The organism is Kitasatospora sp. CMC57, assembly GCF_045866025.2.
GTDB lineage: Bacteria > Actinomycetota > Actinomycetes > Streptomycetales > Streptomycetaceae > Kitasatospora.
In genome coordinates this window covers 2877726-2903586 of sequence record NZ_AP035881.2, presented here as the reverse complement: position 1 = coordinate 2903586, position 25861 = coordinate 2877726, and the positions used below count along the sequence as shown (strand labels likewise).

Below are 25861 nucleotides of genomic sequence, written 5' to 3'. Positions count from 1 at the left end.
CCGTTGACCCGGAAGGGAAGTGGTGATCGGCCCACGGAGCAGGTGCTCCCCGGGCGGGAATCGGTGCTTTATCCGGATCTGACGGGTGAGGTGGATATGGTGGTGGCCCTGCTGGGCAGAAGAGCCGACCGAGGAGGTGTGGCTGAGGACGACGTCCTGACGCCGTGGCACCTGAGCGGCTCTACGTCGGCCCGTACGCCAAAGCCCGTGATGAACCAGCCTGCGCACTCCCCCCTGGACAAGTCGACCGCAGCCGACACCGTGGTGGCCGACGCCCCCGCCCCGCTCGCGACCTTCGCCGAGGGCCCCGACGCGCAGACCTGGACGCCGCCGAGTTGGGCGGAGATCGTCGAGGCGCACAGCGCTCGGGTGTACCGGCTGGCCTACCGCCTGACGGGCAATCAGCACGACGCCGAGGACCTGACCCAGGAGGTCTTCGTCCGGGTCTTCCGTTCGCTCTCCACCTACACCCCCGGCACCTTCGAGGGCTGGCTGCACCGCATCACCACCAACCTGTTCCTGGACATGGTGCGCCGCCGTCAGCGGATCCGTTTCGACGCGCTCGGCGACGACGCCGCCGAGCGGCTGCCGAGCCGTGAGCCGAGCCCGGCCCAGCACTTCAGCGACACCCACTTCGACGCCGACGTCCAGCAGGCGCTGGACACGCTGGCGCCCGAGTTCCGCGCCGCCGTGGTGCTCTGCGACATCGAGGGCCTCTCGTACGAGGAGATCGCCGCGACCCTGGGCGTCAAGCTCGGGACGGTCCGCAGCCGGATCCACCGCGGCCGTTCGCACCTGCGTGCCGCGCTCAAGCACCGTGCCCCGGGGTCCGCTCCGGGCCGGGTGCGCCGGGGCGGGGCCGAGCCGGTGGCGGTGGGTGCCGAGCCCGCCGGGGTCGATCGGGGGTCGGCGTGACCTCCGCCGAACCTACCGGCCGGGCCGGACGAGTCGCCGGCTGGGCCCAACTCGGCCGTCGCGCTGAGCCGGTGACGGAGCTTCGGTCCGTCCCGCTGCGGGCCGCCGCCGATCCGGTCGCCGAGCAGCACCACCTCGGCGACCGGCTCTCCGCCTTCGTCGACGGCGAGTTGGACCACGACGCCCGTGAGCGGGTCCAGGCCCACCTGGCCACCTGCCCCGACTGCCTCGCCGAGGCGGACGAGAGCCGGGCCGCCAAGCAGCTGCTGACCAGTAGTGCCGCGCCCGACCCGTCCGCGCTGCTGATGTCGCGGCTGCTCGCGGTCGCCGCGCTGCCCGAGGAGGACGAGCACCCCGGGGGCGGCGGCCCCGCCGTGCCCGGCGTCGGCACCTTCGGCGGCAGTCGGCTCACCGGCGGTTCGTTCGGCCGTGGTGCCGGGGCCTCCTTCGGGTCCGGTGCGCTCGGCGCGGGCGCCCCGCTGCCGGGGGTGGACCCGAGGGCCCGCCGCACGTTCCGTCCGCTGGCGGCAGCGGCCGAGCCGCCGGTGGCCAGGTCCGCTCCGCTCGGGCGGCGGTTCGTCTTCGCGGCGGCCGGGGCCTTCTCGGTCGCGGCGGTCACCCTGGGCGGCGTCTCGGCGGTCTCGGGCGAGGAGCAGCACGGCTCGGTCACCCCGGTGAGCGGCCCCGGCGGCGGCTCCGTGGTGGTCCCGGTGGACTTCCCCGCGGCGTACCCGGTGCGGACGCCCGGTGGCCTGATGGCGGCGCTGCCCAGCTGGAGGCCGAGCGCGGACGGGGACCGCTACTCCGTCGCGCCGCAGCACTACCCCCGCTGAGCCACCCGCTTCTTTGCCACAGCTTCATCAGACCGGGACCTCGGGGCGCGCCGGTGGCCATTACTCTGTACTGACGCTGTCCAGATTTCATCAGGTGCCGGGAGCTCGGGTGTTCACAGACGTAGGCCCACTTGAGGTCGTGACGCTGGTCATCCTCGCCATCGTGATCTTCGGCCCGGACAAACTGCCGAAGCTGATCCAGGACGTGATGGGCTTCGTCCGCAAGGTGCGCAGCTTCGCGGACAGTGCCAAGGAGGACATCCGCTCCGAGCTCGGCCCGGATTTCAAGGACTTCGACTTCGAGGACCTGAACCCGAAGACCTTCGTCCGCAAGCAGCTGCTCGGCAACAACGAGGACCCGCTGGGCTTCAAGGAGATCCGGGACGGGCTCGACATCAAGTCCGTGCTCAACGACGCGGCGCCGGGCCGGGCGGTCACCGACCTGACCAAGTCCGCGTCTCCCGTCGCCCCGCCGGCCGCCGCTGAGCCGCTGGCGAAGGACGAGCGGCCGCCGTTCGACCCGGACGCCACCTGACCTTCCGTCCTCCCGACGCCCCGCCCGGCCGCCGTGCTGAGCGGGGCGTCGGCGCGTCCGCCGCTATTGTGCTGAGTGCTATCGATCAGTGCTGTACGAGGAGGCCCGGGATGGACGCGACGAGTCGTGCGGTGGGGACGGCCACGGTGGGTGTCACGGTGGGACCCCAGGCCCGGGTGCCGGCCGACCCGCTGGCGCCGTACCTGGCGGCCGACTTCCCCTGGTACGGCCTGGACGACGGCTGGACCGGGCGGCGCTGGCTGATGCAGGCCGGGGCGACGCCCGGTCGGCCGGACCAGCCGATCGACTACGGCACCCTCGGCCACGGCGAGGAGCCCGCCAGACACTACGAGGCCCGGGACGTCCGCAAGTTCGCCGTGGTGGTCACGGTGGCCTGCCGGGACAGCCGCCGCAGCGCCGACAACACCGGCATGCTCGAGGCCACCTCCGCCTCCTCCGCCGCCTGGCTGGCCGGCTCCGGCCTGCTGTCCGCCACCTGGCCCGGCCAGCTCGACCGCGCCCGCCGCCAGGACTGGCTCGACCAGCAGAGCACCCTCGCCTGGGACCTCGCCGACGACCTCGACGGCCCCGGCTGGTCCCCCCTCACCCTCCCCGTCAACGGCCTCCCGCAGCCATTCCGCTACCGCGAGTCCGAATACGGCTGGGTCCTGGCCGGCGAGGCCCCCGGCGTCCTCCTCGGCGCCTACGGCCGTGGCATCAGCGCCTACGGCGCCGGCTTCGCCACCGTCCCCGACCTGACGGCCTACACCGGCCGCTGAAGGCCCCGGAGACGCGGCCGGCCCCGGAAGCAGCAGCTCCCGGGGCCGTGCGCCTGACGTGCGGTCAGAACTTGTTCTTCGGGGTGAGCCCCAGGGAGAGGCCGGAGAGGCCGCGCTGGCGGCCGCCGAGCTTGCCCGCGATGGTGCGGAGGGCGGTGGCGGCGGGGGAGTCGGGGGCGGCCAGGACGACGGGGCGGCCGTCGTCGCCGCCCTCGCGGAGGCGGACGTCGATCGGGATGGAGCCGAGGACGGGGACGGTGGCGCCGACGGAGCGGGTGAGGGCGTCGGCGACGGTCTGGCCGCCGCCGGTGCCGAAGACGTCGATCATCTCGTCGCAGTGCGGGCAGGGCATGCCCGACATGTTCTCGATCACGCCGACGATCTTCTGGTGGGTCTGCAGCGCGATGGTGCCGGCCCGCTCGGCCACCTCTGCGGCGGCCATCTGCGGGGTGGTGACGATCAGGATCTCGGCGTTCGGGACCAGCTGGGCGACCGAGATGGCGATGTCGCCGGTGCCCGGCGGGAGGTCGAGCAGCAGGACGTCGAGGTCGCCCCAGTAGACGTCGGCCAGGAACTGCTGGAGCGCGCGGTGCAGCATCGGCCCGCGCCAGACCACCGGAGCGTTGCCCGGGGTGAACATGCCGATTGAGATGACCTTCACGCCGTTCGCCGACGGCGGCATGATCATGTCCTCGACCTGCGTCGGGCGGCCCTCGACGCCGAGCATCCGGGGGATGCTGTGGCCGTAGATGTCGGCGTCCACCACGGCTACCTTGAGGCCGTCGGCGGCCATCGCGGCGGCCAGGTTGACGGTGACCGAGGACTTGCCGACGCCGCCCTTGCCGGAGGCGACGGCGTAGACCCGGGTCAGGGTGCCCGGCTTGGCGAACGGGATCTCCCGCTCGGGCGCACCGCCGCGAAGCAGCTGGGAGAGCTCCTTGCGCTGCTCCTCGCTCATCACGTCGAGCTCGACCTGAACCTCCGTCACCCCGGCGACGCCGGAGACGGCGGTGGTCACCCGTTCGGTGATGGTCTCGCGCATCGGACAGCCCGAGACGGTCAGGTAGATCGCGACCCGGACGGCGCCGCCGTCACCGATCTCGACCGATTTCACCATGCCGATCTCGGTGATCGGGCGGTTGATCTCCGGGTCGTTGACGGTCGCCAGCGCCTCGCGTACGGACTCCTCCGTGACGCCTGCCGCAACCTCTGTCTCGTTGGCCATGCCTTGATGGTACGGCGCGCCGAAACGTCGCCGACCCGGCGGTAACGTGCCGCCGGTCACAGCCGGTCGGCGACGTCCCGGCGTTCGTCCAGTTCCTTGAGCAGGGCCTGCAGTTCGGAGCGGACGAAGTCGCGGGTGGCGACCTCGCCGAGCCCGTGCCGCAGGGCGGCGACCTCGCGGGTCAGGTACTCGGTGTCGGCGATGTTGCGGTCGCTGCGGGCCCGGTCCTGTTCCATGTTGACCCGGTCCCGGTCGTCCTGGCGGTTCTGCGCGAGCAGGATCAGCGGGGCCGCGTAGGAGGCCTGCAGCGAGAGCATCAGAGTGAGGAAGATGAAGGGGTAGTTGTCCCAGCGCAGCCCGGCCGGGCCGACGGTGTTCCAGAGCACCCAGGCGATGATCACCACCGTCATCCAGACGATGAACCGGCCGGTGCCGAGGAAGCGGGCGATCCGCTCGGAGAGTTTGCCGAACGCCTCCGGGTCGTACGAGGGCAGGCTGATCAGCCCGGGCCTGGCGGTACGCGGCTGGTCCAGCCGGCTGCGGGCCGGAGCGCTGGGCTCGGGGCGGGCCGTACGGCGCTGGGAGCCCTCGCGGGCGCGCAGCTCACGGAGTTCGCGCAGTTCCCGCAGCTCGCCCTGGAGGCGCTGGCGCGGGGTCTCGTCCCGGCGGCTCTTCCGGTCAGCGTCCACCACTCGCCTCGCTCTCGTGTGTTTCGCTCCCGTGCAGGGCGGCCTCGCGCCAGTCGTCGGGCAGCAGGTGGTCGAGCACGTCGTCGACGGTGACCGCGCCGAGCAGGTGGTCGCCCTCGTCCACCACCGGGGCCGCCACCATGTTGTAGGCGGCCAGGTAGCTGGTGACCAGCTGCAGCGGGGTGTCCGGGGGCAGCGGGTCGAGGTCGTCGTCGACCAGCGAGCCGACCAGGGTGTACGGCGGCTCGCGGAGCAGCCGCTGGAAGTGGACGGTGCCGAGGTACTTGCCGGTCGGGGTCTCGTTCGGCGGCCGGCAGACGTAGACCTGGGCGGCCAGCGCGGGCTTGTTGTCGGAGACCCGGACCCTGGCCAGCGCCTCGGCCACGGTGGCGTCCGGCTCCAGCACGATCGGCTCGGTGGTCATCAGACCGCCGGCGGTGTTCTCCTCGTAGCTCAGCAGGCGGCGGACGGAGGCGGCGTCCTCGGGCTCCATCAGGCGCAGCAGCCGCTCGGCCGCCTCCTCCGGGAGGTCGGAGAGCAGGTCGGCGGCGTCGTCCGGGTCCATCGCCTCCAGGACGTCGGCGGCGCGTTCGTCCTTGAGCTTGCCGATGATCTCGACCTGGTCGTCCTCCGGCAGCTCCTCCAGGACGTCGGCCAGCCGGTCGTCGTCCAGCGCGGCGGCCACCTCGGCGCGGCGCTTGGGGGAGAGGTGGTGCATCACGTTGGCCAGGTCGGCGGGCCGGAGCTGGTCGAAGGTGGCCAGCAGGTTGGCCGCGCCCTGACCCTCCTCGACCAGGGCGAAGCCGCTGACGGCGGACCAGTCCAGGGTGAGCGTCTCGCCCTTGGCCTTGCGCAGCCGGGAGACCTTGCCGACCTGGACGAAGACCTTGCTGATCTCCCACTCGCGGACCCGGGTCTGCACCATCGCCACGTCCAGCACGGTGACCTCGGCGCCGGTCTTGGTCCAGGTGACGGTGCGGTCCAGCAGTTCGGCCAGGACCAGGGTCTCGGACGGGCGCTGCTCGAACCGCCGCATGTTGATCACGCCGGTGGTGAGCACCTGGCCGGACTCCAGGCTGGTCACCCGGGTCATCGGCAGGAAGATCCGGCGTCGGCCGACCACCTCGACCACCAGGCCGAGCACCCGGGGCGGGCGTCCGCCGATCCGCAGCGAGACCACCACGTCGCGGATCCGGCCGACCTGGTCGCCGTTCGGGTCGAAGACCGCGATCCCGGAGAGATGGGAGATGAAGACCCGGCTGCCTGGCCCTGCCATGGACTTCCTCTCTACGCGACGCTCGGGGCCCAGGCTACCTGGCCGCGGACCCCGTAGCCCGCCGACGGGCGCGTGCTGCGGTGGGGCCCAGGACCGAGAGGGGAGGATCGTGGACGGGTCGTCACGTACCGGGACGCGTGGGGCGTGACGGTGGAGGACCCGGACGGCCACCGGTTGGTGCTCTCCACCGGGGGGTGGTCCAACGGCTGACTGCCGTCCGGGTCCTGAGCCGGGGTCAGGCCGTGGCGACCGGCTCCTGGAGCTCGGTCACCCAGGTGGACGGGTCGCCCTCGCACTGGAGGTACAGCTCGCGGGTGTAGCCGAGCGAGCGGTGGCCGGTGGAGTCGATCCAGCGGGCCAGGGTCTGCGAGGTCGGCAGGATGTCGTCCATCGCCCCCCGGTGCACGATGGTGGCCGCCACCGGCAGGGCGGGCAGGTCGGCGACCTCGAAGCCGTACGCCGGGTCGGGCTCGGCGCCGACCGGGATCGCCACGAAGGCGCGGACCTGCTCGGTGTCGGGACCGACCTGTTCGTAGTACGCCAGGCTCGGGCCGGTCGCGGTCAGTCCCGCCTCGGCGAGCAGGTCGCAGAGCCGCCCGAACAGCGGGCCGACCACCGGGCCGATGTGCTCCGGCTCGAAGCCGTCCGCCACGGCGGACAGCCGGGCCACCCGGACCGCAGGGATGCTCTTGACCACAACGTCGTCGGAAGGCATGTGCCCCTCACTCTCGATCGTGCGGAGCCTCGACTCGACCCGGGCCAGCCGGACGGCTGCCTCCTGCACCGCCGCCGCCAGTTCCGCCTGCCGCAGGCGGAGCATCCCGCGCAGCTCCTCCGCGCTCACCTGCTCGTCGACGATGCCGGCCACCTGCTGGAGGGTGAAGCCGAGGTCCTTGAGCGCGATGATCCGGTTGAGCCGGGCGAGTTGGGCCGCCTCGTAGCCCCGGTACCCGGTGAACGGGTCCACCCGGGCGGGGAGCAGCAGGCCGATGGCGTCGTAGTGGCGGAGCATCCGGACCGATACCCGGCCGTGCTTCGCGAAGTCTCCGATGGTGAACATGATGGGGCTACTCCACGGCCTGACACGGTGTGAGGGTCAACTCCCGGACAGGCGCTCGGGGAACGGTGTCGGTTCGTGGCTGGTGGGTATCCCGGCGAAAGCGCCCCGCAGGTGGCTGGGCGTCGAGGGCACGTGCCTAGCGGGAGCGCTTGAAGAGGAGCTTCGGCAGACCCGCCGGGATCGGCTTGCGGGTGGTGGCCGGGGTGGGCATCGGGGTGGCGGCGTGGGAGGCGTCGGGCATGCTGCCCGGCTGCTCGGTGAGGGGGCCGGCCGGTGCGAGGCGGAGGACGCGGCAGTCGCGGGCCCAGCGCTCCGCGATGGTGTCGGTGTCGGGGGCGTTCAGACGCTTGCCCTTGAGCTCCTCGACGGCGCCGAGCCAGGCGTCACTGCCGGGGGCGAGTTCGGTGACGGTGGCCGGCCAGCTGGTGAGGCGGCCCCACTTGTCCTTGCTGCGGACGGTGACCTCGGCGGGCTGACCGGCCGTCAGCCCGTGCAGGGGCTGTTCGATGCCGTCGCCGACCACCACCACCGCGCCGTCGTGCCAGGCGTGCCAGAGGGCCCGGCTCCGGGACTCTCCCTCGGCCCGGACCCAGAGCAGGCCGGACTTCTTCGCGGCCTCCTCCAGCAGGGCCCGATCCAGCGTGGCCCGGTCGGGTCCGGTGGCGGCGTCGGTCGTCGTAGGCTCCATGGCCGACAGCGTAAGGCTTCACCGGCGGACGCCGCCCCGGCGGTGTCTCACGGCTCAGGACGACAGTGCCATGGCTCCGTTACAGCCCTTACCGTGGTGTCCACCGAATTCGTCCTCCCGAGGAGTGCTGTGCCCGCCGCCCGGCCCGACACCGCCACACCCGCCCCGGTGGCGGCACCCGCGCCCACCACGCAGCCGGTCAAGCTGCCCAGGACCGACCTGCTGCTGCTGGCGGTCTCGATCGCCGGCATCTCGCTTTCCGCCCCCCTGATCAGCGCCACCGCCGCACCGGCGCTGGCGATCGCGTTCTGGCGGAACGTCATGTCGGTCGGGGTGCTAGGCCCGTACGCGCTGCTGCGGCACCGGGTCGAGCTGCGCGGGATCGGCCGCCGGGCCCTGCTGCTGGCGGTGGCGGCCGGAGTGCTGCTGGCGCTGCACTTCGCGCTCTGGATGCCGAGCCTGCGGATGACCTCCGTGGCGTCGGCGACCGCGCTGGTCACCACCACGCCGCTGTGGACCATCCTGCTGATGCGGCTGTTCGGCCACCGGCCGCCCCGGCTGGTGTGGATCGGGACGTGCGTGGCGTTCGCCGGGGTACTGGTGCTGACCGGTGTCGACATGTCGCTCTCGCCGGACGCGCTGCTCGGTGACGCGCTGGCCCTCGGTGCCGGACTGGCCGCCGCCGGGTACATGCTGCTCGGCGCGGAGGTCCGACGGACCGTCAGCACCACCGCGTACACGCTGGTCTGCTACGCCACCACGGCGGCGGTGCTGCTGGCGGTCTGCCTGGTCGGCGGGGTGCCGATGAGCGGCTGGCCGGCCGGGGTCTGGTGGCAGATCGCGCTGCTGATGGTGGCCGCCCAGCTGCTCGGCCACTCGCTCAGCAACCGGGTGGTACGGACCCTGGGCCCGTCGGTCACCTCGACCGCGATCCTGTTGGAGACCCCCGGCGCCGCGCTGATCGCGGCCCTCTGGCTCGGCCAGCTGCCCCCGGTCGCCGCGTACCCGGCGCTGGTGGTCATCCTGCTCGGTCTGGTCCTGGTCGCCCGGGGCGGCCGCAACAGCAGCAGCTAGAGCCAGCCGTTGCGGCGGAAGCCCCGGTACATGCCGATACAGAGGACCGCGATGGCGGCCATCACGACCGGGTAGCCGTACCGGGAGTGCAGCTCCGGCATGTAGTCGAAGTTCATCCCGTAGACGCCGGTGACCATGGTGGAGACGGCGAAGATGGCCGCCCAGGAGGTGATCTTGCGCATGTCCTCGTTCTGCGCGACCGAGACCTGGGCCAGGTTGGCCTGGAGCAGCGAGTTGAGCAGTTCGTCGAAGCCGTGCACCTGCTCGACCACCCGGGTCAGGTGGTCCGCGACGTCGCGGAAGTACTTGCGGATGTCCGGGTCGACCAGCCGCTGGCCGGGCTCGGAGAGCTGCTGCATCGGGCGGAGCAGCGGCGACACCGCGCGCTTGAACTCCAGCACCTCGCGCTTGAGCTGGTACACCCGTCCGACGTCCGCGCCCCGGCCGCCCTTGTTGGCGAAGACGTCGAACTCGATGTCGTCCACATCGGTCTGCAGCCGGTCGGCCACCAGCAGGTAGTTGTCGACCACCTGGTCGGCGATGGCGTGCAGGACGGCGGACGGCCCCTTGGCCAGCAGGCCGGGGACGTCGCCGGTCTCGCCCGCGCTCTCCAGCCGGCGACGCAGTTCGTGCAACGAGCTGTGGCCGCCGTGGCGCACGGTGATCACGAAGTCGGGGCCGACGAAGACCATGAGCTCGCCGGTCTCGACCACCTCGCTGGTGGGGGTGAGCTGGTCGTGCTCCACGTAGCGGATGGTCTTGAAGACCGCGAACAGCACGTCGTCGTAGCGCTCGACCTTGGGGCGCTGGTGCGCGTGCACCGCGTCCTCGACCGCCAGCGGGTGCAGCCCGAAGCGCTGGGCGATGCCCTCGAACTCGGCCTCGGTGGGCTCGTGCAGGCCGATCCAGCTGAACGATCCGGCCGCCGTCTCCCGGGCCGCCCGGACCCGGCGGGCCGCCTCCCGGGGGCTGCACCGCTCGCCGTTGCGCTTGCCGTCCTGGTAGACCGCGCAGTCCACCACGGCGGACGGGGTCTGGCTCTCGTGCGCCGGGTCGAAGCCGTTCAGCCCGCCCCGGCGGGGGCGAGGACGGACGGCGGCGCGCAGGTTGTTGATCATCGACATGACGGACTCCTCGGGCAGGAGGCGTCGCACGGGCGGCGCGTGACTGACGGACCGTGGGTGCGACGGCGGGGCGGCACGTTCATGGCCGGCCTTGGCCGGTGTTCCGGAGCCGTGGAAGTCCAGGTGCCTTGCTGGGGCGCGGTTTGGACCGTACGACTCCGGGGAATGAGCCCTCCCGGCCGGACGTGACGCTGCCTCAGGAACTCCGTCGAGGAGTGGTGCCGCCGCTCAGACGAGGGCGGGGTGAAGGCGACGCGGCCGGGCAGAGCTGCCGGTACTGCATGGTCGGCTGGTATCCACCGCGAACCACCTCCTTCACTCGCGGCCCTGTGGGTGAAGATTTCCCAGTGGCCGACTACATACCCTAACAGTTGACACCGCGCCAGCGCTGGGGTCTGCACCGGTCGGGCACCGCCGGGACGTTAGGGTCTGGCCATGGCGCACGACTTCCACGACCCCGCCGAGCTCTCCCGCGCGTCCGTGCTGGCCGCGGTCGAGGCCCGTCTGCTGGCAACTTTCGGCGAACCGAGCGGCCGGGCCGCCGTCACCTTCCTGGGCGCGGACCGGATCGAGGTGCTGCGGTTCGGTCCGGACGCCGAGGGTCTGGTGAGGTATGTCACGCTCGGGATGTCCGCCGCGCCGATGGCCGACCCCACCTCGGTGGTCGCCGACCCGGTCCGCGGCCCGCGAGCGGAACTGGTGCTGACGGTCCGTGGGAGCCACGACGACGTGCTCCGTACGCTCGCCACCTTCGCCGCCACCCCGCAGGTCGAGGGTCTGGTGCTGGCACCCGGCGGTTCGCTCGACCTCGGTGCGCCGCTCTGGAAGGGCGCGCCCTTCACCTCGGTGCTGGCCGCCGAACCCGGCGGCCTGGTGCCCGACCTGGCGCTGGCCGAACCCGCCGAGCCGGTGCGCTTCCTGCCGCTGCTGCCGATGACGCCGAACGAGGCCGGCTACAAGCGGGTGCACGGCGCGGCCGTGCTGGAGGAGCGCTGGCTGCGGTACGGCACCGACCTGCGGGACCCGCTGCGCCGGGGCGTACCGCTGGACTGACCAAGGGTCAGTGGTAGTCCTTGACGAAGCCGTAGACGCCGCTGGCCACCAGCTGGACCGCGATCGCCGAGAGCAGCAGCCCGGAGAGCCGGGTGATCAGGACCACGCCGCCCTCCTTGATCAGCCGGATGATCACCAGTGAGAACCGCATGGTCAGCCACAGCACCACGTGCATCGCCAGGATCGCGGTCCACACCGCCACGTCCTGGGCCGCCCCGTGCGAGCCCTGGACGGCCAGGATCACCGCGACGATCGCGCCGGGGCCGGCCAGCAGCGGGGTGCCGAGCGGTACCAGGGCGACGTTCACGTCCTTGGTCTGGGTCGGTTCCTCGATCTTGCCGGTGAGCAGGTCCAGGGCGATGAGCAGCAGCAGGATGCCGCCGGAGACCTGGAGCGCGGGGATCGAGACGTGCAGGTAGTCGAGGATCTGACGGCCGAACAGGCCGAAGCAGGTGATCACCCCGAGCGCGACGGCGGCGGCCTGCCAGGCCATCTTCCGCTGCACCTTGGCCGCCCGACCCGAGGTGAGCGCCAGGAAGATCGGGATGGTGCCCGGCGGATCCATGATCACGAAGAGGGTGACGAAGAGCGACCCGAAGGTCGTGACGTCGAAGAGGGTCATCGGCGGGCGCTGCTCTCAGGGTGAAACGCGGCCTGTGTGACGAATCGTCCGATTCTGACACGGGCGGCGCTCCTGAGCCCTCCGGCTCACCCGGTGATCGGCTTCGCGCCCGTCGCTTGGGCCACCAGAGCCTGGTACACCGCCGGGTCGGTGGTGTACTCACCGAGCCGGACGGTCTTGCGGTGGCCGTGGTAGTCGCTCGACCCGGTGGTCAGCAGCCCCAACTCACCCGCCAGCCCGCGCAGTCGGGCCCGGGTCTCCTCGTCGTGGTCCAGGTGGTCCACCTCCAGGCCGCCCAGCCCGGCCGCCGCCAGATCGGCGATCACCTGGTCGGAGACGGTCCGGCCGCGCTTCACCGCGCCCGGATGGGCGAACACCGGCACTCCGCCCGCCGCCCGGACCAGCCGGACGGCCGTGACGGGATCGGTCTCGTGCTTGGGTACGTCGGCCCGGCCGCCGTTGGCCAGCCAGTCGTGGGTGAAGGCGTCCGAGACGGTCGCCACCACGCCCGCCTCGACCAGCGCGCTGGCGATGTGCGGACGGCCGACCGAACCGGACCCGGCGATCCGCTCCACCTGCTCCCAGCTGATCGGCGCGCCCAGCTCCCGGCAGCGCTCCACCACCGCCCGCCCCCGGCGGAACCGGTCCGTGCGGACCAGCTCCCGCTCGGCGGCGAACGCGGGCTCGGCCGGGTCGAAGAGGTACGCCAGCAGGTGCAGGCTGATGCCGCCCACCCGGCAGGAGAGCTCCGCGCCCGGCACCAGGGTCAGCCCGGTGCCGAGGACCGCCTCGGCCGCCTCCGGGTGGCCCGCCACCGTGTCGTGGTCGGTCAGGGCGACCACGTCGAGGCCGGCCGCCACGGCGTTGGCGACCAGCTCGGCGGGGGAGTCGGTGCCGTCCGAGGCGTTGCTGTGGGCGTGCAGGTCGATGCGCACGGGTGACGGCTCCTCGGGGTCGGCTGACCCCCAATCTACGCGGCGGCGGCCGGTCCTCCGACGAGGTCGGCCGGACCGGTCTACCCGAGCAGCCTCGGCGACAGCGCCCCGCAGGGCAGCAGGCCGAGCTCGGCCCCCGCGTCCCGCAGATCGGTGAGCACCAGCTCGTCGTACATCATCAGCGCCGACTGCTCTGGCCAGGCGATCGCCCAGAGCCAGAGCCCGCGCGCCTCGCCGACGTAGACCGCCCGGTCGTCCGGCGCCTCCGGAACGTGGAACATCGGGGTGGGCCGCCCGGCGGCCGTCACCTTGGCATCGGCCGGCTTGTAGAGCGAGACGCTGGGGCCGGGATCCGGGCCCGGTAGGCCCGCGTACCTGGCGCCCAGGCCGACGCCGAGCTCCTCGGCGACCAGCACCAGCTCGCCGAAACCGCCCAGCGGAGCGGGGCCCGAGCAGGCCACGGCGGTGGCGCGGGCACCGGAGACGTCGTCCCCCGCGTGCGCGATGCCGGTGAACAGCCAGCCGACCGGCAGCGGCCACGGCAGCCAGACCGGCACCTGGGACCGCGTCACGGCGACACCCAGCGCCTCCACACTCGGTGGCAGCACCGGCTGCATCGGGTGCACGGCGCCGTGCTGGTCGCACTGCCAGGTGTCGGAGAAAAGACCGGGCGCGCGAACCCGGCCGGCGCACCTCGGGCAGCTTGGCTCGCCCCTCATAACGGACAACGCTCCTCCCTCCGGAGCGCCGCGTCAAGGACGATCACCCGGATGGAGTGCGGTTCCGCCCGGGCCGGTGGCAGCCCCGTTGGGGGATGTCCCGTGGCGGGCGACGGCAAACGTACGCCAGCTCGGAGCCGGTGGTGCGGCGGACGCACTGACGCCCCGTCACCGGTGCTGCTGGTGACGGGGCGTCAGTCGGGTATCGGGATCTCGGGACCGGCCGAAGCCGACCCGGTCCCCGTCACACTGTCTTGAACGGGCGGATGTACAGGCGCTCGCCGGTGCGGGCGGCCCGCTCCACGAACTCGCGGACGGTGTCCGCGTCGGCGATCAGGGTGTCGGTGGCGGTGCCCTGGACGTCGTCCAGGCGGAGGATCTCGAAACGCATGGGTCTCTCCCTTCCCTGCCTCACTGCATGGCTGAGGCTTCAAATGACAGCTCGGTCTTCGTCGTCCGGGGTGTGCTGTCCCACTTCGTGAACGGGCACCGGGGTGGAGACCGATCCAGCCTCATCGACCACGGTGCCGTACTGCTGCTTCGGGGCGGTTGCCCACCCGTAAAGTCCCGGTTTCGGCGCACTGGGCGCCGTTCTCATCAACAGGGCGCGGAGCGCGATGATTCCCGGACAGAATCAAATATTACCTGAACTAACGAATCTCCGGCAGTGTGAGCCTGACGGAGCGCGCTGACCAGGGGTTATTCGGCCACGTTCCAGAAGTCGGCGAGCACGGCGGCGGTCGCGGCCGGCTGCTCCGCGTTCGGCGAGTGCAGGGCGCCGGGCACCGTGGTGTGCCGGGCATCCAGCCGGTCGGCCATCGCGATCTGCTCCGGCACCGGCCAGGCGTAGTCCTGCTCGCCCGAGACCACCTGCTTGGGCAGCTCGACGGCGGCCAGCTCGGCGACCAGATCCGGCGCGGAGACCAGGTGCCCGCCCATCACGGTCAGCGCCTCTGGACGGTTGGCGACCCAGCGGCGGTGCAGGAACTCGCCGATCTCGGCGGCGGGCCGGGGCTTGCCCTCGTCCAGCTGCTGCATCAGCTGCCAGATCTCCTCCAGGCCCAGCCCGCCCAGCGCGTCGATCAGCAGCTTGGTACGGGCCGCCTCGTTCGGGTCGATCGCGCCCGGCCCGGTGGAGAGCAGTGTGAGCGAACGCCACGGCAGCGCGCCGCCACGCCGGTCCGCCGTCAGCACCGCCTGTCGGCACACCTGACCGCCGAAGGAGTGCCCCAGCAGATGCAGCGGCGTACCGGTGCCGAGCGCCGCGCTCAACGCCAGCAGATCGAGCCCGAGCTCCTCGATCGCGTACGCAGCGGGTTCGCCCGGGCCGCCGGTCTCGTACTGGCCGCGCTGGTCGACCGCCACCGTGCGGTAGCCCCGCTCGGCGAGCGGCTCCAGGAGGGCGATGAAGTCCTCCTTGCTCCCGGTGAACCCGGGCACGAGCAGCGCGGTCCCCCGCACCGGCCCGGCAGGCTCGGCGACCAGCGACGCGAAACTCCCCCGCGCGGTCGCCAGCCGGACGGCACTGGCACAGACGGGCAGCTTCAGAAACGGCGGAGTACTCACACCGCGAGCCTAGTGGGCACGGGCCGAGGGCTCCGGGAACCGCGACGCCGACCCGGTGAAAGGTCGGCGTCGCAGGTCCCCGGGTGGTGCAGTAATCAGCTCTCGTCGGTGGCGGTGGTGGTGCGCCGGGTGCGCGTCCGCCGACGCGGGGCGTCGCCCTCGGCGGCGGTCTCGACCGCCGGAGCCGTCTCGGTGCCGGCGGCGGCCGAGCGCGGGCGCCGACGACGCCGACGCGGCGCGTCGCCCTCGGTGGCGGCCTCGACCGGCGCGGCCTCGACCGGCGCGGCCTCGACCGACGTCGCCTCGACCGTCTCGGCCACGACGACCGCACCGTCGGCGGCGGAGCCGCCCCGGGTCCGGCGCCGCTCACGCGGTACGCGGGCCGGGCGCTCGGCGGCCGGGGCCTCGGCGGCCTCGGTGCGGCGGCCACGGCCACCACCCGCGGTGCTGCGCGCACCACGCCCGCCGGTCTCGCCCAGGTCCTCGATCTCCTCGGCCTTCAGGCCGGCCCTGGTCCGCTCGGAGCGCGGCAGGACACCGGTGGTGCCGGGCGCGATCTTGAGCAGCTCGTACAGGTGCGGTGAGGTGGAGTAGGTCTCCTCCGGGTCCGGGAACTTCAGGTCCAGCGCCTTGTTGATCAGCTGCCAGCGCGGAATGTCGTCCCAGTCGACCAGGGTGACGGCGGTGCCGAAGGCGCCGGCCCGGCCGGTGCGGCCGATCCGGTGCAGGTAGGTCTTCTCGTCCTCGGTGCACTGGTAGTTGATGACGTGCGTGACGCCCTCGACGTCGATGCCACGGGCGGCGACGTCGGTGCAGACCAGGACGTCCACCTTGCCGGCCCGGAAGGCCCGCAGCGCCTGCTCGCGGGCGCCCTGGCCGAGGTCACCGTGCACGGCGCCGGCCGCGAAGCCGCGCTGGGTCAGCTGGTCGGCGACGTCGGCGGCGGTGCGCTTGGTCCGGCAGAAGATCATCGCCAGTCCGCGGCCCTCGGCCTGGAGGATCCGGGCGACCATCTCGACCTTGTCGAGCGAGTGCGCGCGGAAGATGTGCTGGGTGGTGTTGGCCACGGTGTGACCGGTGTCGTCCGGAGCGGCGGCCCGGATGTGGGTCGGCTGGCTCATGTAGCGGCGCGCCAGCGAGATGACCTGGCCCGGCATGGTGGCCGAGAAGAGCAGGGTCTGCCGCTTGGCGGGCAGCATGGTGATGATCTTCTCGACGTCCGGCAGGAAACCCAGGTCGAGCATCTCGTCGGCCTCGTCGAGCACCAGCGCCTTGACCTTGGAGAGGTCCAGCTTGCGCTGTCCGGCCAGGTCGAGCAGGCGGCCCGGGGTGCCGACGATGATGTCGACGCCCTTCTTGAGCGCCTCGACCTGCGGCTCGTACGCCCGGCCGCCGTAGATCGCGAGAACGCGGACGTTGCGGACCTTGCCCGCGGTCTGCAGGTCGTTGGTGACCTGGGTGCAGAGCTCGCGGGTGGGCACCACGATGAGCGCCTGCGGGCCGTCGGAGAGCTGCTCCTCGGTGGCCCGGCCGGCGTCCACGTCGGCGCGGACCACGACGCGCTCGATCAGCGGGAGGCCGAAGCCGAGCGTCTTGCCGGTGCCGGTCTTGGCCTGCCCGATCACGTCGTGGCCGGTCAGGGCCACCGGGAGGGTCATCTCCTGGATCGGGAACGGGTGCAGGATGCCGACGGCCTCCAGGGCCTCGGCGGTCTCCGGGAGGATCCCGAGCTCCCGGAAGGTGGTCTTGGTGGGTTCAGCGGTGGTGGACAGGGTGCTGCCTCTTCCATGTGGTGGGGCCGAGAGCGAGAGGGCGGGCGGGCAGCCCCGTGTCGGCAGCGGGCCGCAGAACAGCCTGACCCGTCGGATACGAGGTCGCACAACCGCGCCGGCCCCCGCCGCTCGCCGACCCGGACAGCCCGCTGACGGGCGCTTCGGTCGACGGCGTAAGGGAGGATTCCCGTGAGGGGCCAGGCGCGGGACCTGCGCCGGAGCGGCGTGGTCCGCGGCGGCCCTCGCTCGGCCACTGATGCGGTGCCAGGGCCCGAGGTCCGGGCCATGGTCGGAGCCGATCGGGTCTCCGACCGGGCATCCGCGTACGTGAACGCCCGGTGTCCGTACGCGGCACTTGCACGTGCCGCCGGGATACATCGAGCTTCCCTACCACCATACAGTCAGGCGACGACTCGAACACGTGACGTGCCCTACTCCGCGCCGGGCGGGCCGCGGTACGGGCGATAGGGTGACCCCAATGGAGACTCAGGCAGCCGACGACGGCACCCCGCTGGACGCATCCGTCACTCCCGTCGCTTCCGACCCGCCCGCCTCGATCGGCGGCTGGGCCGTCCGCGCGGCCGACCCGGACTATCGGGCCGCCGTGCTGGACCTGCTCGGCGCCCTGGCGTACGGCGAACTGAGCGCCTTCGAGCGGCTCGCCGAGGACGCCAAGTTCGCGCCCGCGCTGGTCGACAAGGCGGCGCTGGCCAAGATGGCCTCCAACGAGTACCAGCACTACCAGCTGTTGCACGACCGGCTGGTCGAGGTGGGCGCGGACCCGACCGGCGTGATGACCCCGTTCGTCGAGCCGCTGGAGAACTTCCACCGGATGACCGCGCCCTCGGACTGGCTGGAGGGCCTGGTCAAGGCGTACGTCGGCGACGCGATCGCGACCGACTTCTACCGCGAGGTGGCCGTCCGGCTGGACGACGACACCCGGGACCTGGTGCTCCGGGTCTCCGGCGACACCGGGCACGCGCAGTTCGCGGTGGACCGGATCCGGCAGGCGATCGAGGACGACCCCCGGGTCGGTGGCCGGCTGGCGCTCTGGGGCCGGCGGCTGATGGGCGAGGCGCTCAGCCAGTCCCAGCGCGTGGTGGCCGAGCGGGACGCGCTCTCCAACCTGCTGGTCGGCGGCGCCGAGGTGCAGGGCTTCGACCTGGTCGAGGTCGGCAAGATGTTCAACCGGATCACCGAGGCGCACACCCGCCGGATGGCCGCGCTCGGCCTCGCGTCCTAGGCAGGACGGCCCTGGGCCCGGACAGGCCCTAGGCGTGCCGGTGTCGGTGCCGTCCCGTCCCGGTCACTTGGTCGGGGCGGGCGAGGACCGAGACCAGGAGTACCGAGCCGACCGCCGAGAAGAGCAGCGCCAGCCCCGGCAGGTGGTCGTCCAGCGCGTAGCGGGAGATGCCGCCGCCGAGCAGGGCGGCGATCACCGCGGTCGCCACGGTCAGCGATCGGGCGGCGGGGAAGTACGCGGGCAGTGTCACCAGCGCGCCGAATCCGACGGCCAGGCCGATGAGCGCGAAGGCGATCGTTTCGAGGACCACGGGCTGCCTCCCTGGGGGTTCCCTTCCGGCCATACCCCGCAGCCCCGGTCGGTACGCGCACAGACGCCGAACGGCCGCCCCCTGATCGGGGACGGCCGTCCGGTCCTGCTCCGAACGCGTCAGATGGTGCCGAAGCCCACCTTGCGCACGTTCGGCTCGCCGATCTCGACGTACGCCAGGCGCTCGGCCGGGACGATGACCCGGCGGCCGTGCTCGTCGGTCAGCGTGAAGAGCTTCGAGGTGCCCTCCAGCGCCTTGGCGACCGCGCTCTCGACCTCATCGGCAGTCTGCGTGCTCTCGAGAACGATCTCTCGAGGCGCGTTCTGCACGCCGATCTTGACCTCCACGGCTTCCGTCCCTCCGGGTTGCAGCCATCCACACGCTCGAACCGCTGTTCGCGGGCGTCGCGCCGTACGGCTTCACCATAGAGCAACCACCACCGGGAACGGCGAAGGTCCGTTGATCGCCTATTCGGCGGAAGGGTCCGAGGGCTCCTGGGTGGGGTGCATCGGGAAGCCCTTGAGGCCGCGCCAGGCGAGGCTGGCGACCAGCTTCACCGCCGCGTCGCGGGGGATCTCCAGGTCCTGGGAGAGCCAGTACCTGGCGGTGATCTGGGCCAGGCCGCAGACGCCGACGGCGAGCAGCTTGGACTCCGCCTCCGGCAGGTCGGTGTCCTCCGCGATGACCTGGCTGACCAGGGTCGCGCTGGCGTCGGCGGCCCGCTCGACCCGGTCGCGCACGGCGGGCTCGTTGGTCAGGTCCGACTCGAAGACCAGCCGGAAGGCACCGGACTCGCTGGAGACGTAGTTGAAGTACGCCTCCATGGTCGCGGCGACCCGCTGCTTGTTGTCGGTGGTGGTGGTGAGTGCCTCGCGGGTGGACTCCACCAGGGCGTCGCAGTGCTTGTCGAGCAGTGCGAGGTAGAGCTCGAGCTTGCCGGGGAAGTGTTGGTAGAGCACCGGCTTGCTGACCCCGGCGCGGTCGGCGATGTCGTCCATGGCCGCGGCGTGGTAGCCCTGGGCGACGAACACCTCCTGCGCGGCACCGAGCAATTGTTCACGGCGGGCGCTGCGCGGCAGGCGGGCACCACGCGGGCGCTCCTGCGCCTCCTGGACGGCCGTCACGGGCGCTCCTCACTTCACGGTCTGCGGCAGCGCCCCCTGGGGCGGGTGTGCCGGGCATTGCTGGCAAGGTGACTGATTCTACTTTTGGGTAACCCGATCCGCGCCGGGCGAGCGCGAGAAAAGCACCCGGACCCCCTTGTCGGAAGCACACAATACGGGGCTCACCTGCGCTGTCCAGAGCCTGAGACGCCGTGGATGCCGGGCCGGGGACGTTCACGCTCACTACGATCGTGCCTCATGAGCACTGAACAGCGGGTGGCGGCCGACGAGCCGGGACCGGAGCGGATCGTGACGGTCCCCGGGGCGGTACTGGCGGTGCGGGGCCCCGCCGCGGGCGCCGAGGGGCTGCCCCCGGCGCTGTTCGTGCACGGGCTCGGCGGCTCCGGGGACAACTGGACCGAGCTGATCGCCGAGCTCGACGGGGAGCTCGCGGCGGAGACGGTGGACCTGCCCGGCTTCGGGTGGTCCGAGCTGCCGCAGGACGGGAACCTGTCCCTCACCGGCCACGTCCGGGCGGTGATCGGCTACCTGGAGGCGGTGAACCGGGGCCCGGTGCACCTGTTCGGCAACTCGCTCGGCGGCGCGGTGGCGGTCCGGCTGGCCGCGCTCAGGCCCGATCTGGTGCGCAGCCTCACGCTGATCTCGCCCGCGCTGCCCGAGCTGCCGCCGCAGCGCACCGCCTGGCCCACCGGTCTGCTCGCGCTGCCCGGCGTCGCGGCGCTGCTGGCCCGGACCCGGAGCGCCGACGGCGACGTCGAGCGGGCCACCCGGGAGCTGCTCGCGCTGGTCTACGGCGATCCGGCGGCCGTGCCGTCCGCGCAGTGGGACCGGGCGGTGGCCGAGTACCGCCGCCGGGCCGGACTGCCGTACGCGCTGGCGGCGCTGGCCGGGTCGGCGCGCGGGATCGTCTCGGCGTACACCGAGCGCGGGGAGCAGGCGCTCTGGCGGCAGGCGGCCCAGGTGAAGGCGCCGGTGCTGCTGGTGTACGGGCTGCGCGACAAGCTGGTCTCGTACCGCTCCGCCCGGCGGGCCTGCGAGGCGTTCGCGGACGCCCGGCTGCTGGTGCTGCCCGAGTCGGGGCACGTGGCGATGCTGGAGCACCCGGAGCTGGTGGCGCGCTCGGTGCGGGAGCTGCTGGCCGAGAGCTGACGGCGGGTCGGACGGCCGGAGAACGGCGGACTCCGGCCGAGGACACGCGGTTTCACTCGTTCAGGTGGCAGCCCGGTCGGTGACCGATGGGTCGTCAGCGTTTCGTTCTACCTTCGTGGTGTCGGACCGAACAGGTGTGGGGGAGCAGCAGGCGTCAGCGGCTGCGCAGGGTCGAACGGTGCGGTGTCGCCCGTCGGGAGCCCGTTCTGAGGACCGGTACGTCGGCCGAGGCCGTCGCGTCACCGCACCCGGTCAAAGGGAACCGCTCTGCTCTGGAGGTCGTCGTGCGCATTGCTCTGCTCACCGAGGGTGCCAGCTCGTACGCACAGCGTGCCGACAGCTGGTGCGGGCGGCTGATCGAGGGGTTGCCGGAGCACGAGTTCCGGCTCTACCTGCTGGGCGGGAGCGGCCGTCCCGCCGAGGGAGGGCCGGTGCCGGTCGCCGAGCTGCCGCTCTGGGGGCGGCGGCCGAAGGGGCACGCGCCCGCGCTGCACCGGCGGCGGTCCTACCAGCAGGCGTACCGGGCACTGATCCGCTCGCTGGTGATACCCGGCGAGCGGGAGTCCTTCGGCCCCGCGCTGCACCGGCTGGCGGCACTCGGGCGGGAGGACGGCGCACTGCCGGCCTTCCTGGCCTCGGGACCGGCCCAGCGGGTGCTGGAACAGGTCTGGCGTTCGCCCGCCGCCGATACGGCGGCGGGCCAGCCGCAGGTCAGGGACGTCCTGGTGGCGGCGGACCTGCTGGAGCAGTGCCTCCGGCCGCTCTCCGCGCCCTGGTACGGCACCGGTCCTGACGGGTTGGGCTCGGCCGATCTGTGCCACGTGGTGGGCGGCGGTCCGGCCGTGCTGCCCGCGCTGGTCGCCAAGCAGCTGCACGGCGTCCCGTTCGTGATCACCGAGCACGGGCTGCACCTGCGTGAGCAGTACCGCAGCTACCGCACCGCGCCGTACCGCTGGCCGGTCCGCGCGCTGCTGATCGGCTTCTTCCGGCTGCTCACCGAGGAGACCTACCGGCAGGCCGCCGTGCTCACCCCGGGCAGCGACTACGACCGGCACTGGCAGGAGCGCTGCGGCGCCGACCCGGCCCGGATCAGGGTGGTGCACGAGGGCACCCCGGCGGTGGCCAGGGCCGCGGCCGGGCCCGAGCCCGAGGGCCCGGTGCTGGTCTGGGCGGGAGCGCTGGAGCCAGGGCGCGATCCGGCGCTGATGCTGCACGCCTTCGCCCGGATCAGGGCCGAGCTGCCCGAGGCCCGGCTGCGGATGTACGGCGAGGAGGGTGCGCCCGGGTACCTGGCGCACTGCCGGGAGATGGCCGAGCGGCTCGGCGTGGACCGGGCCGTCGACTTCGAGGGCAGGCCCGAGGGCGGCCCGGCCGGGATCTGGGCGGCCGGCAGCCTGGTGGTGTTCTCGGCGCTCGCCCAGCGCAGCCCGCGCCTGCTGGCGGATGCGATGCTGAGCGGCCGCGCGGTGGTAACGACCGAGGTCGGGGTGGCCCGCGAGGTGGTCGGGCCGACCGGCCTGCTGGTCCCGCCGCGCGATCCCGCCGCCCTGGCCGCCGCCTGCCTGGCGCTGCTCGGTGACGAGGAGCGGCGGGCCAGGCTCGGTCTGGCCGGACGGCTGCGCGCGCAGGAGCGTTTCGCGGTGGAGCCGGTGGTGACGGCCTTCCGGGAGGTCTACCTGGAACTGGTCTCCCGCTGGCCCGCCTTCCCGGCCGTGGCGAAGGCGGCGGCCCGGCCGTTCGCCCGGCCCGCCGAGTACTGGGTGGCCGGGCCCGCCGCCGGGTCCGTGGCCGAGGCCGTCTGATGACCGGGCGGGAGGTGGATCCGGTACGGGAGCTGATGCAGCGTCACCGCACCGTGTGCGAGCAGGCCGTGGACGCACTGGAGATCGCCGCCGCCCTGGAGGACGCCGGTCTGGGCCCCGCCGAGGTGGCCCGCTGCCGGCACGCCGACGTGTTCTCGCTGGCCGAGGAGCTGTACGCCCGGGTCCCGCGCCGACCGCCGACCGCGCCGGCGCCCGGACGCCCGACCCGCTGGCGGCAGCGGTCCTGGCAGGCGCTGCGCAGTGCCGTCCGGCACGGTCTGCCCGCGGCGGCGATGGCCGGCGGTGTCGCGGTGCTGCCCCCGGCGGCCCGCGGGCCGGTCGCGGTGCTCTGCGGCGGCTGGCTGGCCTGGGCCGCCGCCCGTCCGGCCCCGCTCCCTGACGAGGCGTCACCAGGCGGAACGGTCCTGCAGCGGGTCGGTTACGGCACCGGAGTGGCCCTGCTGGTGGCGTTGCCGGTGACGGCGGGCGGCCCGGCCGGGGCGGTGCTCGGCGTGGCGGCCGCGACCGCCGTCGGGGCGGCGGAGTGGGCCACCGGCCGGCTGCGGCAGGTGGGCTGGGAGCAGCTCGGCGCGGCCCGCACCATGGCCGACTTCCGGTCCCGGATGTGGCCGGCCCTGCCGGTGGCGTCCGGGCTGCACCTACTGGTGGCGGCCGGGCTCGGCCTGGCCGGCCTGCTGCTGCTCACCGGCGTCGGCCCCGGACCGGCCGACGGTCTGCTGTTCCGGGCCGTGCACCGGGCGACCGGCCCGCAGTGGGCCGGTCAGGCCGCGCTCGGGCTGCTGCTGCTCCCGGCGGCCGTCCTGCTGCGCTCCGGCCGGGCGGCCCCGGCGGTGGCCGGCCTGCTGGTGGCGGGACCGGCCGGTCTGCTGCTCACCACGGTGGCCCGGTACCGCCCGGAGACCGCCCAACTGCTCGCCTGCGGCTCGGTGGCAGCGCTGCTGCTGCCGTACGCCTGGCTGGTGCTCGGCCGGCCCGGCGCGCACCGCCGCCTCCAGACCCCCGTACGAATCTCGTGGAAGGACACCCCCTGATGAGGGTGCTGCTGCTGGGCGCCGACGGCTTCATCGGCCGTCGGGTCGCCGAACGCCTGCTGGTCGAACCGGACCTCCAGGTCACCGTGCTCGGCCGACGCGACTCGGCCGACATCCGCTTCGACCTGACGGCGGGCAGTCCCGGCGCGCTGGCCAGGTTCCTGGACGCGGTGGCCCCGCAGGCGGTGATCAACTGCGCCGGGGCGACGTACGGCAGCTCGCGGGCCCTGATCCGGTCCAACACGCTGGCGGTCGCCACCGTCTGCGAGGCGATCCGGCGCAGTCGGGAGCCGGCCAGGCTGGTGCACGTCGGCTCGGCCGCCGAGTACGGGCCGATGCCCTCCGGCGTGCCGGTCCCGGAGAGCGCGGAGCCCCGGCCGGCCGGTCCGTACGGAGTGTCCAAACTGGCCGGGACGGAGCTGGTGCTCGCCTCCGGTCTGGACGCGGCGGTGCTCCGGGTCTTCGACGTGGTCGGTCCCGGATCGCCCGCCGCCTCGCTGTTCGGACGGCTGGCGGAGGGGCTGCGCCGGGCGCTGGAGCAGGACGAGCGCCAGGTCCGGATGCCGGACCTGTCCGGATACCGGGATTTCGTCGATGTCAGGGACGTCGCCCGGGCGATCCAGTCGGCCGCCGTGTCGGCCGCCACCGGCGTGATCAACATCGGCAGCGGCCATGCCGTCCGGGCCAGGGACGCGGCGCAGCTGCTGGTGCGGGCCGCCGGGTTCGAGGGCTCGATCAGCGAGGACGCCCGGGTGGCGGCGCTCCCGGTGCAGCCCGGGGCGGGACAGGAGCACCCCCCGCACTACCCGCCGCACCGCCCGTCCGGGGAGCCGGTGCAGTGGCGGCAGGCGGACGTCCGGACGGCCCGCGACCGTCTCGGCTGGCGGACACAGGTGCCGCTGGAGGAGTCGCTCGGTGACATCTGGTTGGAGACCGCCTGCCGGGTCTGACCGCTGCCACCAGGGAAGTTGGGGCGTCGGCGGTGGTCCCAGCATCCGGCGCCGACCGTCTCACCCATCGGACCTGCTGTCTCGGAATACCTCGACCGAGTGACACTGTTGGCGTATCAGAGTCACCGATGGTGGCTCACGCCAAGCCCCGAACTGACGACCATCGGAGTCCCCGTGTCGCTGCCACCCCTGGTCGAACCGGCCGCCGAGCTCACCGTTGACGAGGTCCGCCGGTACTCCCGCCACCTGATCATCCCGGATGTCGGGATGGCCGGGCAGAAGCGGCTGAAGAACGCCAAGGTGCTCTGTGTCGGCGCCGGCGGCCTCGGCTCGCCCGCCCTGATGTACCTGGCGGCGGCGGGTGTCGGCACGCTCGGCATCGTCGAGTTCGACGTCGTCGACGAGTCGAACCTGCAGCGGCAGATCATCCACGGCCAGTCCGACATCGGCCGCTCCAAGGGCGAGTCGGCGCGGGAGTCGGTCAAGGAGATCAACCCCTACGTCAACGTGATCCTGCACGAGGAGCGCCTCGACAACGACAACGTGATGGAGATCTTCTCCGGCTACGACCTGATCGTCGACGGCACCGACAACTTCGCCACCCGGTACCTGGTGAACGACGCCGCGGTGCTGCTCGGCAAGCCGTACGTGTGGGGCTCGATCTACCGCTTCGACGGCCAGGCCAGCGTGTTCTGGGCCGAGCACGGCCCGTGCTACCGGTGCCTCTACCCCGAGGCCCCGCCGGCCGGCATGGTGCCGTCCTGTGCCGAGGGCGGCGTGCTGGGCGTGCTCTGCGCCTCGATCGGTTCGATCCAGGTCACCGAGGCGATCAAGCTGCTGGCCGGGGTCGGCGAGCCGCTGGTGGGCCGCCTGATGATCTACGACGCCCTGGAGATGAACTACCGCCAGGTCAAGATCCGCAAGGACCCGGACTGCGCGCTCTGCGGTGAGAACCCGACGGTCACCGGGCTGATCGACTACGAGGCCTTCTGCGGCGTCGTGTCGGAGGAGGCCCAGGCCGCGGCCGCGGGCTCGACCATCACCTCCAAGCAGCTCAAGGAGTGGCAGGACGACAAGGAGGACATCCTCCTCATCGACGTCCGCGAGCCCGGCGAGTACGAGATCGTCAACATCCCGGGTGCCGTGCTGATCCCGAAGAACGAGTTCCTGATGGGGAACGCGCTGGAGACGCTGCCGCAGGACAAGAAGATCGTGCTGCACTGCAAGTCGGGCGTCCGCTCGGCCGAGGTGCTGGCCGTCCTCAAGTCGGCGGGCTTCTCGGACGCGGTGCACCTCGGCGGCGGCGTGCTCGGCTGGGTGAACCAGATCGAGCCGCACAAGCCGGTCTACTAGGACTACCCGGAAG

The 25861-nt window shown here is 72.8% G+C and carries 27 protein-coding genes; 12 read left to right on the top strand and 15 right to left on the bottom strand.

The features are described from left to right. Window positions 1-210 precede the first annotated feature (210 nt). From sigE to ACKUU6_RS12710, 4 genes are all read left to right on the top strand, one after another. Window positions 211-915, top strand: coding sequence for an RNA polymerase sigma factor SigE (gene sigE, locus ACKUU6_RS12725; RefSeq protein WP_407992112.1), 705 nt, complete (start codon window positions 211-213; stop codon window positions 913-915). Between the two features lie 71 nt (window positions 916-986). Then, a complete protein-coding gene (locus ACKUU6_RS12720) occupies window positions 987-1748 on the top strand; it encodes an anti-sigma factor family protein (protein WP_407988614.1) in 762 nt (253 codons plus the stop codon). Between the two features lie 109 nt (window positions 1749-1857). Next, complete coding sequence (locus ACKUU6_RS12715) at window positions 1858-2283, top strand: sec-independent translocase (RefSeq protein ID WP_407988613.1); 426 nt, start codon at window positions 1858-1860, stop codon at window positions 2281-2283. Window positions 2284-2393: 110 nt separating this feature from the next. Beyond that, entirely contained in the window at window positions 2394-3062 is a 669-nt protein-coding gene (locus ACKUU6_RS12710; RefSeq protein ID WP_407988612.1) for a hypothetical protein, read from the top strand. 64 nt (window positions 3063-3126) lie between these two features. Here ACKUU6_RS12710 and ACKUU6_RS12705 read toward each other — a convergent pair whose 3' ends face one another. The 5 genes from ACKUU6_RS12705 to ACKUU6_RS12685 all read right to left on the bottom strand — a co-directional run bounded on the left by ACKUU6_RS12705 (window position 3127) and on the right by ACKUU6_RS12685 (window position 8000). Continuing rightward, window positions 3127-4287, bottom strand: coding sequence for an Mrp/NBP35 family ATP-binding protein (locus tag ACKUU6_RS12705; protein WP_407988611.1), 1161 nt, complete (start codon window positions 4285-4287; stop codon window positions 3127-3129). A gap of 56 nt (window positions 4288-4343) precedes the next feature. Further along, window positions 4344-4916, bottom strand: coding sequence for a DUF1003 domain-containing protein (locus ACKUU6_RS12700; protein ID WP_407992111.1), 573 nt, complete (start codon window positions 4914-4916; stop codon window positions 4344-4346). Between the two features lie 49 nt (window positions 4917-4965). Next, on the bottom strand, window positions 4966-6252 hold the full coding sequence (locus ACKUU6_RS12695) for a magnesium transporter MgtE N-terminal domain-containing protein (protein WP_407988610.1): 1287 nt from the start codon (window positions 6250-6252) through the stop codon (window positions 4966-4968). 235 nt (window positions 6253-6487) lie between these two features. Continuing rightward, the gene (locus tag ACKUU6_RS12690; RefSeq protein WP_407988609.1) at window positions 6488-7312 is read right to left on the bottom strand and encodes a MerR family transcriptional regulator; all 825 of its coding nucleotides are present in this window, start codon (window positions 7310-7312) and stop codon (window positions 6488-6490) included. Between the two features lie 136 nt (window positions 7313-7448). Further along, the gene (locus tag ACKUU6_RS12685) at window positions 7449-8000 is read right to left on the bottom strand and encodes a hypothetical protein (protein WP_407988608.1); all 552 of its coding nucleotides are present in this window, start codon (window positions 7998-8000) and stop codon (window positions 7449-7451) included. A 93-nt stretch (window positions 8001-8093) separates the two neighbouring features. Between ACKUU6_RS12685 and ACKUU6_RS12680 the strand changes: the two genes are divergently transcribed. Further along, a complete protein-coding gene (locus ACKUU6_RS12680) occupies window positions 8094-9074 on the top strand; it encodes a DMT family transporter (RefSeq protein WP_407988607.1) in 981 nt (326 codons plus the stop codon). Here ACKUU6_RS12680 and ACKUU6_RS12675 read toward each other — a convergent pair. Beyond that, a complete protein-coding gene (locus tag ACKUU6_RS12675) occupies window positions 9071-10198 on the bottom strand; it encodes a magnesium and cobalt transport protein CorA (protein WP_407988606.1) in 1128 nt (375 codons plus the stop codon). The two genes, ACKUU6_RS12680 and ACKUU6_RS12675, sit on opposite strands and share 4 nt — an antisense overlap. A 435-nt stretch (window positions 10199-10633) precedes the next feature. Between ACKUU6_RS12675 and ACKUU6_RS12670 the strand changes: the two genes are divergently transcribed. Then, entirely contained in the window at window positions 10634-11251 is a 618-nt protein-coding gene (locus tag ACKUU6_RS12670; protein ID WP_407988605.1) for a suppressor of fused domain protein, read from the top strand. A 7-nt stretch (window positions 11252-11258) separates the two neighbouring features. Here ACKUU6_RS12670 and ACKUU6_RS12665 read toward each other — a convergent pair whose 3' ends face one another. The 6 genes from ACKUU6_RS12665 to ACKUU6_RS12640 all read right to left on the bottom strand — a co-directional run bounded on the left by ACKUU6_RS12665 (window position 11259) and on the right by ACKUU6_RS12640 (window position 16751). Then, on the bottom strand, window positions 11259-11873 hold the full coding sequence (locus tag ACKUU6_RS12665; protein WP_407988604.1) for a MarC family protein: 615 nt from the start codon (window positions 11871-11873) through the stop codon (window positions 11259-11261). A gap of 86 nt (window positions 11874-11959) precedes the next feature. After that, the gene (locus tag ACKUU6_RS12660; protein ID WP_407988603.1) at window positions 11960-12808 is read right to left on the bottom strand and encodes a PHP domain-containing protein; all 849 of its coding nucleotides are present in this window, start codon (window positions 12806-12808) and stop codon (window positions 11960-11962) included. A gap of 80 nt (window positions 12809-12888) precedes the next feature. Further along, window positions 12889-13527, bottom strand: a complete 639-nt coding sequence (locus ACKUU6_RS12655; RefSeq protein ID WP_407988602.1) for a DUF6758 family protein — start codon at window positions 13525-13527, stop codon at window positions 12889-12891. 244 nt (window positions 13528-13771) lie between these two features. Beyond that, window positions 13772-13918 carry a hypothetical protein gene (locus ACKUU6_RS12650; protein ID WP_184914594.1) on the bottom strand — a complete coding sequence of 49 codons (147 nt, stop codon included), beginning with the start codon at window positions 13916-13918 and terminating at the stop codon, window positions 13772-13774. A gap of 308 nt (window positions 13919-14226) precedes the next feature. Further along, window positions 14227-15093, bottom strand: a complete 867-nt coding sequence (locus tag ACKUU6_RS12645; protein WP_407988601.1) for an alpha/beta fold hydrolase — start codon at window positions 15091-15093, stop codon at window positions 14227-14229. A gap of 95 nt (window positions 15094-15188) precedes the next feature. Further along, on the bottom strand, window positions 15189-16751 hold the full coding sequence (locus tag ACKUU6_RS12640) for a DEAD/DEAH box helicase (protein WP_407992110.1): 1563 nt from the start codon (window positions 16749-16751) through the stop codon (window positions 15189-15191). Between the two features lie 592 nt (window positions 16752-17343). Between ACKUU6_RS12640 and ACKUU6_RS12635 the strand changes: the two genes are divergently transcribed. Then, window positions 17344-18108, top strand: coding sequence for a ferritin-like fold-containing protein (locus ACKUU6_RS12635; RefSeq protein ID WP_407988600.1), 765 nt, complete (start codon window positions 17344-17346; stop codon window positions 18106-18108). Between the two features lie 28 nt (window positions 18109-18136). Here the strand turns inward: ACKUU6_RS12635 and ACKUU6_RS12630 are convergent, their stop codons facing one another. From ACKUU6_RS12630 to ACKUU6_RS12620, 3 genes are all read right to left on the bottom strand, one after another. Further along, window positions 18137-18418, bottom strand: coding sequence for a hypothetical protein (locus tag ACKUU6_RS12630; protein ID WP_407988599.1), 282 nt, complete (start codon window positions 18416-18418; stop codon window positions 18137-18139). A 119-nt stretch (window positions 18419-18537) separates the two neighbouring features. Beyond that, window positions 18538-18765 (bottom strand): DUF3107 domain-containing protein, encoded by a 228-nt coding sequence (locus ACKUU6_RS12625; RefSeq protein ID WP_407988598.1) that lies wholly within the window; start codon window positions 18763-18765, stop codon window positions 18538-18540. Between the two features lie 120 nt (window positions 18766-18885). Beyond that, window positions 18886-19542: a TetR/AcrR family transcriptional regulator gene (locus tag ACKUU6_RS12620; RefSeq protein ID WP_407988597.1), complete on the bottom strand. Its 657-nt coding sequence runs from the start codon at window positions 19540-19542 to the stop codon at window positions 18886-18888. 237 nt (window positions 19543-19779) lie between these two features. Here ACKUU6_RS12620 and ACKUU6_RS12615 point away from each other — a divergent pair, with 237 nt between their 5' ends. From ACKUU6_RS12615 to moeZ, 5 genes are all read left to right on the top strand, one after another. Then, a complete protein-coding gene (locus ACKUU6_RS12615; protein ID WP_407988596.1) occupies window positions 19780-20691 on the top strand; it encodes an alpha/beta fold hydrolase in 912 nt (303 codons plus the stop codon). Between the two features lie 284 nt (window positions 20692-20975). After that, a complete protein-coding gene (locus ACKUU6_RS12610; RefSeq protein WP_407988595.1) occupies window positions 20976-22493 on the top strand; it encodes a DUF3492 domain-containing protein in 1518 nt (505 codons plus the stop codon). Continuing rightward, window positions 22493-23545 carry a hypothetical protein gene (locus ACKUU6_RS12605; protein WP_407988594.1) on the top strand — a complete coding sequence of 351 codons (1053 nt, stop codon included), beginning with the start codon at window positions 22493-22495 and terminating at the stop codon, window positions 23543-23545. Before ACKUU6_RS12610 ends, ACKUU6_RS12605 begins: the two co-directional genes overlap by 1 nt. Beyond that, on the top strand, window positions 23545-24495 hold the full coding sequence (locus tag ACKUU6_RS12600) for an NAD-dependent epimerase/dehydratase family protein (protein WP_407988593.1): 951 nt from the start codon (window positions 23545-23547) through the stop codon (window positions 24493-24495). The genes ACKUU6_RS12605 and ACKUU6_RS12600 overlap by 1 nt, the downstream gene beginning before the upstream one ends. 174 nt (window positions 24496-24669) lie before the next feature. After that, complete coding sequence (gene moeZ, locus ACKUU6_RS12595) at window positions 24670-25848, top strand: adenylyltransferase/sulfurtransferase MoeZ (protein ID WP_407988592.1); 1179 nt, start codon at window positions 24670-24672, stop codon at window positions 25846-25848. The last annotated feature ends 13 nt before the right edge of the window (window positions 25849-25861 follow it).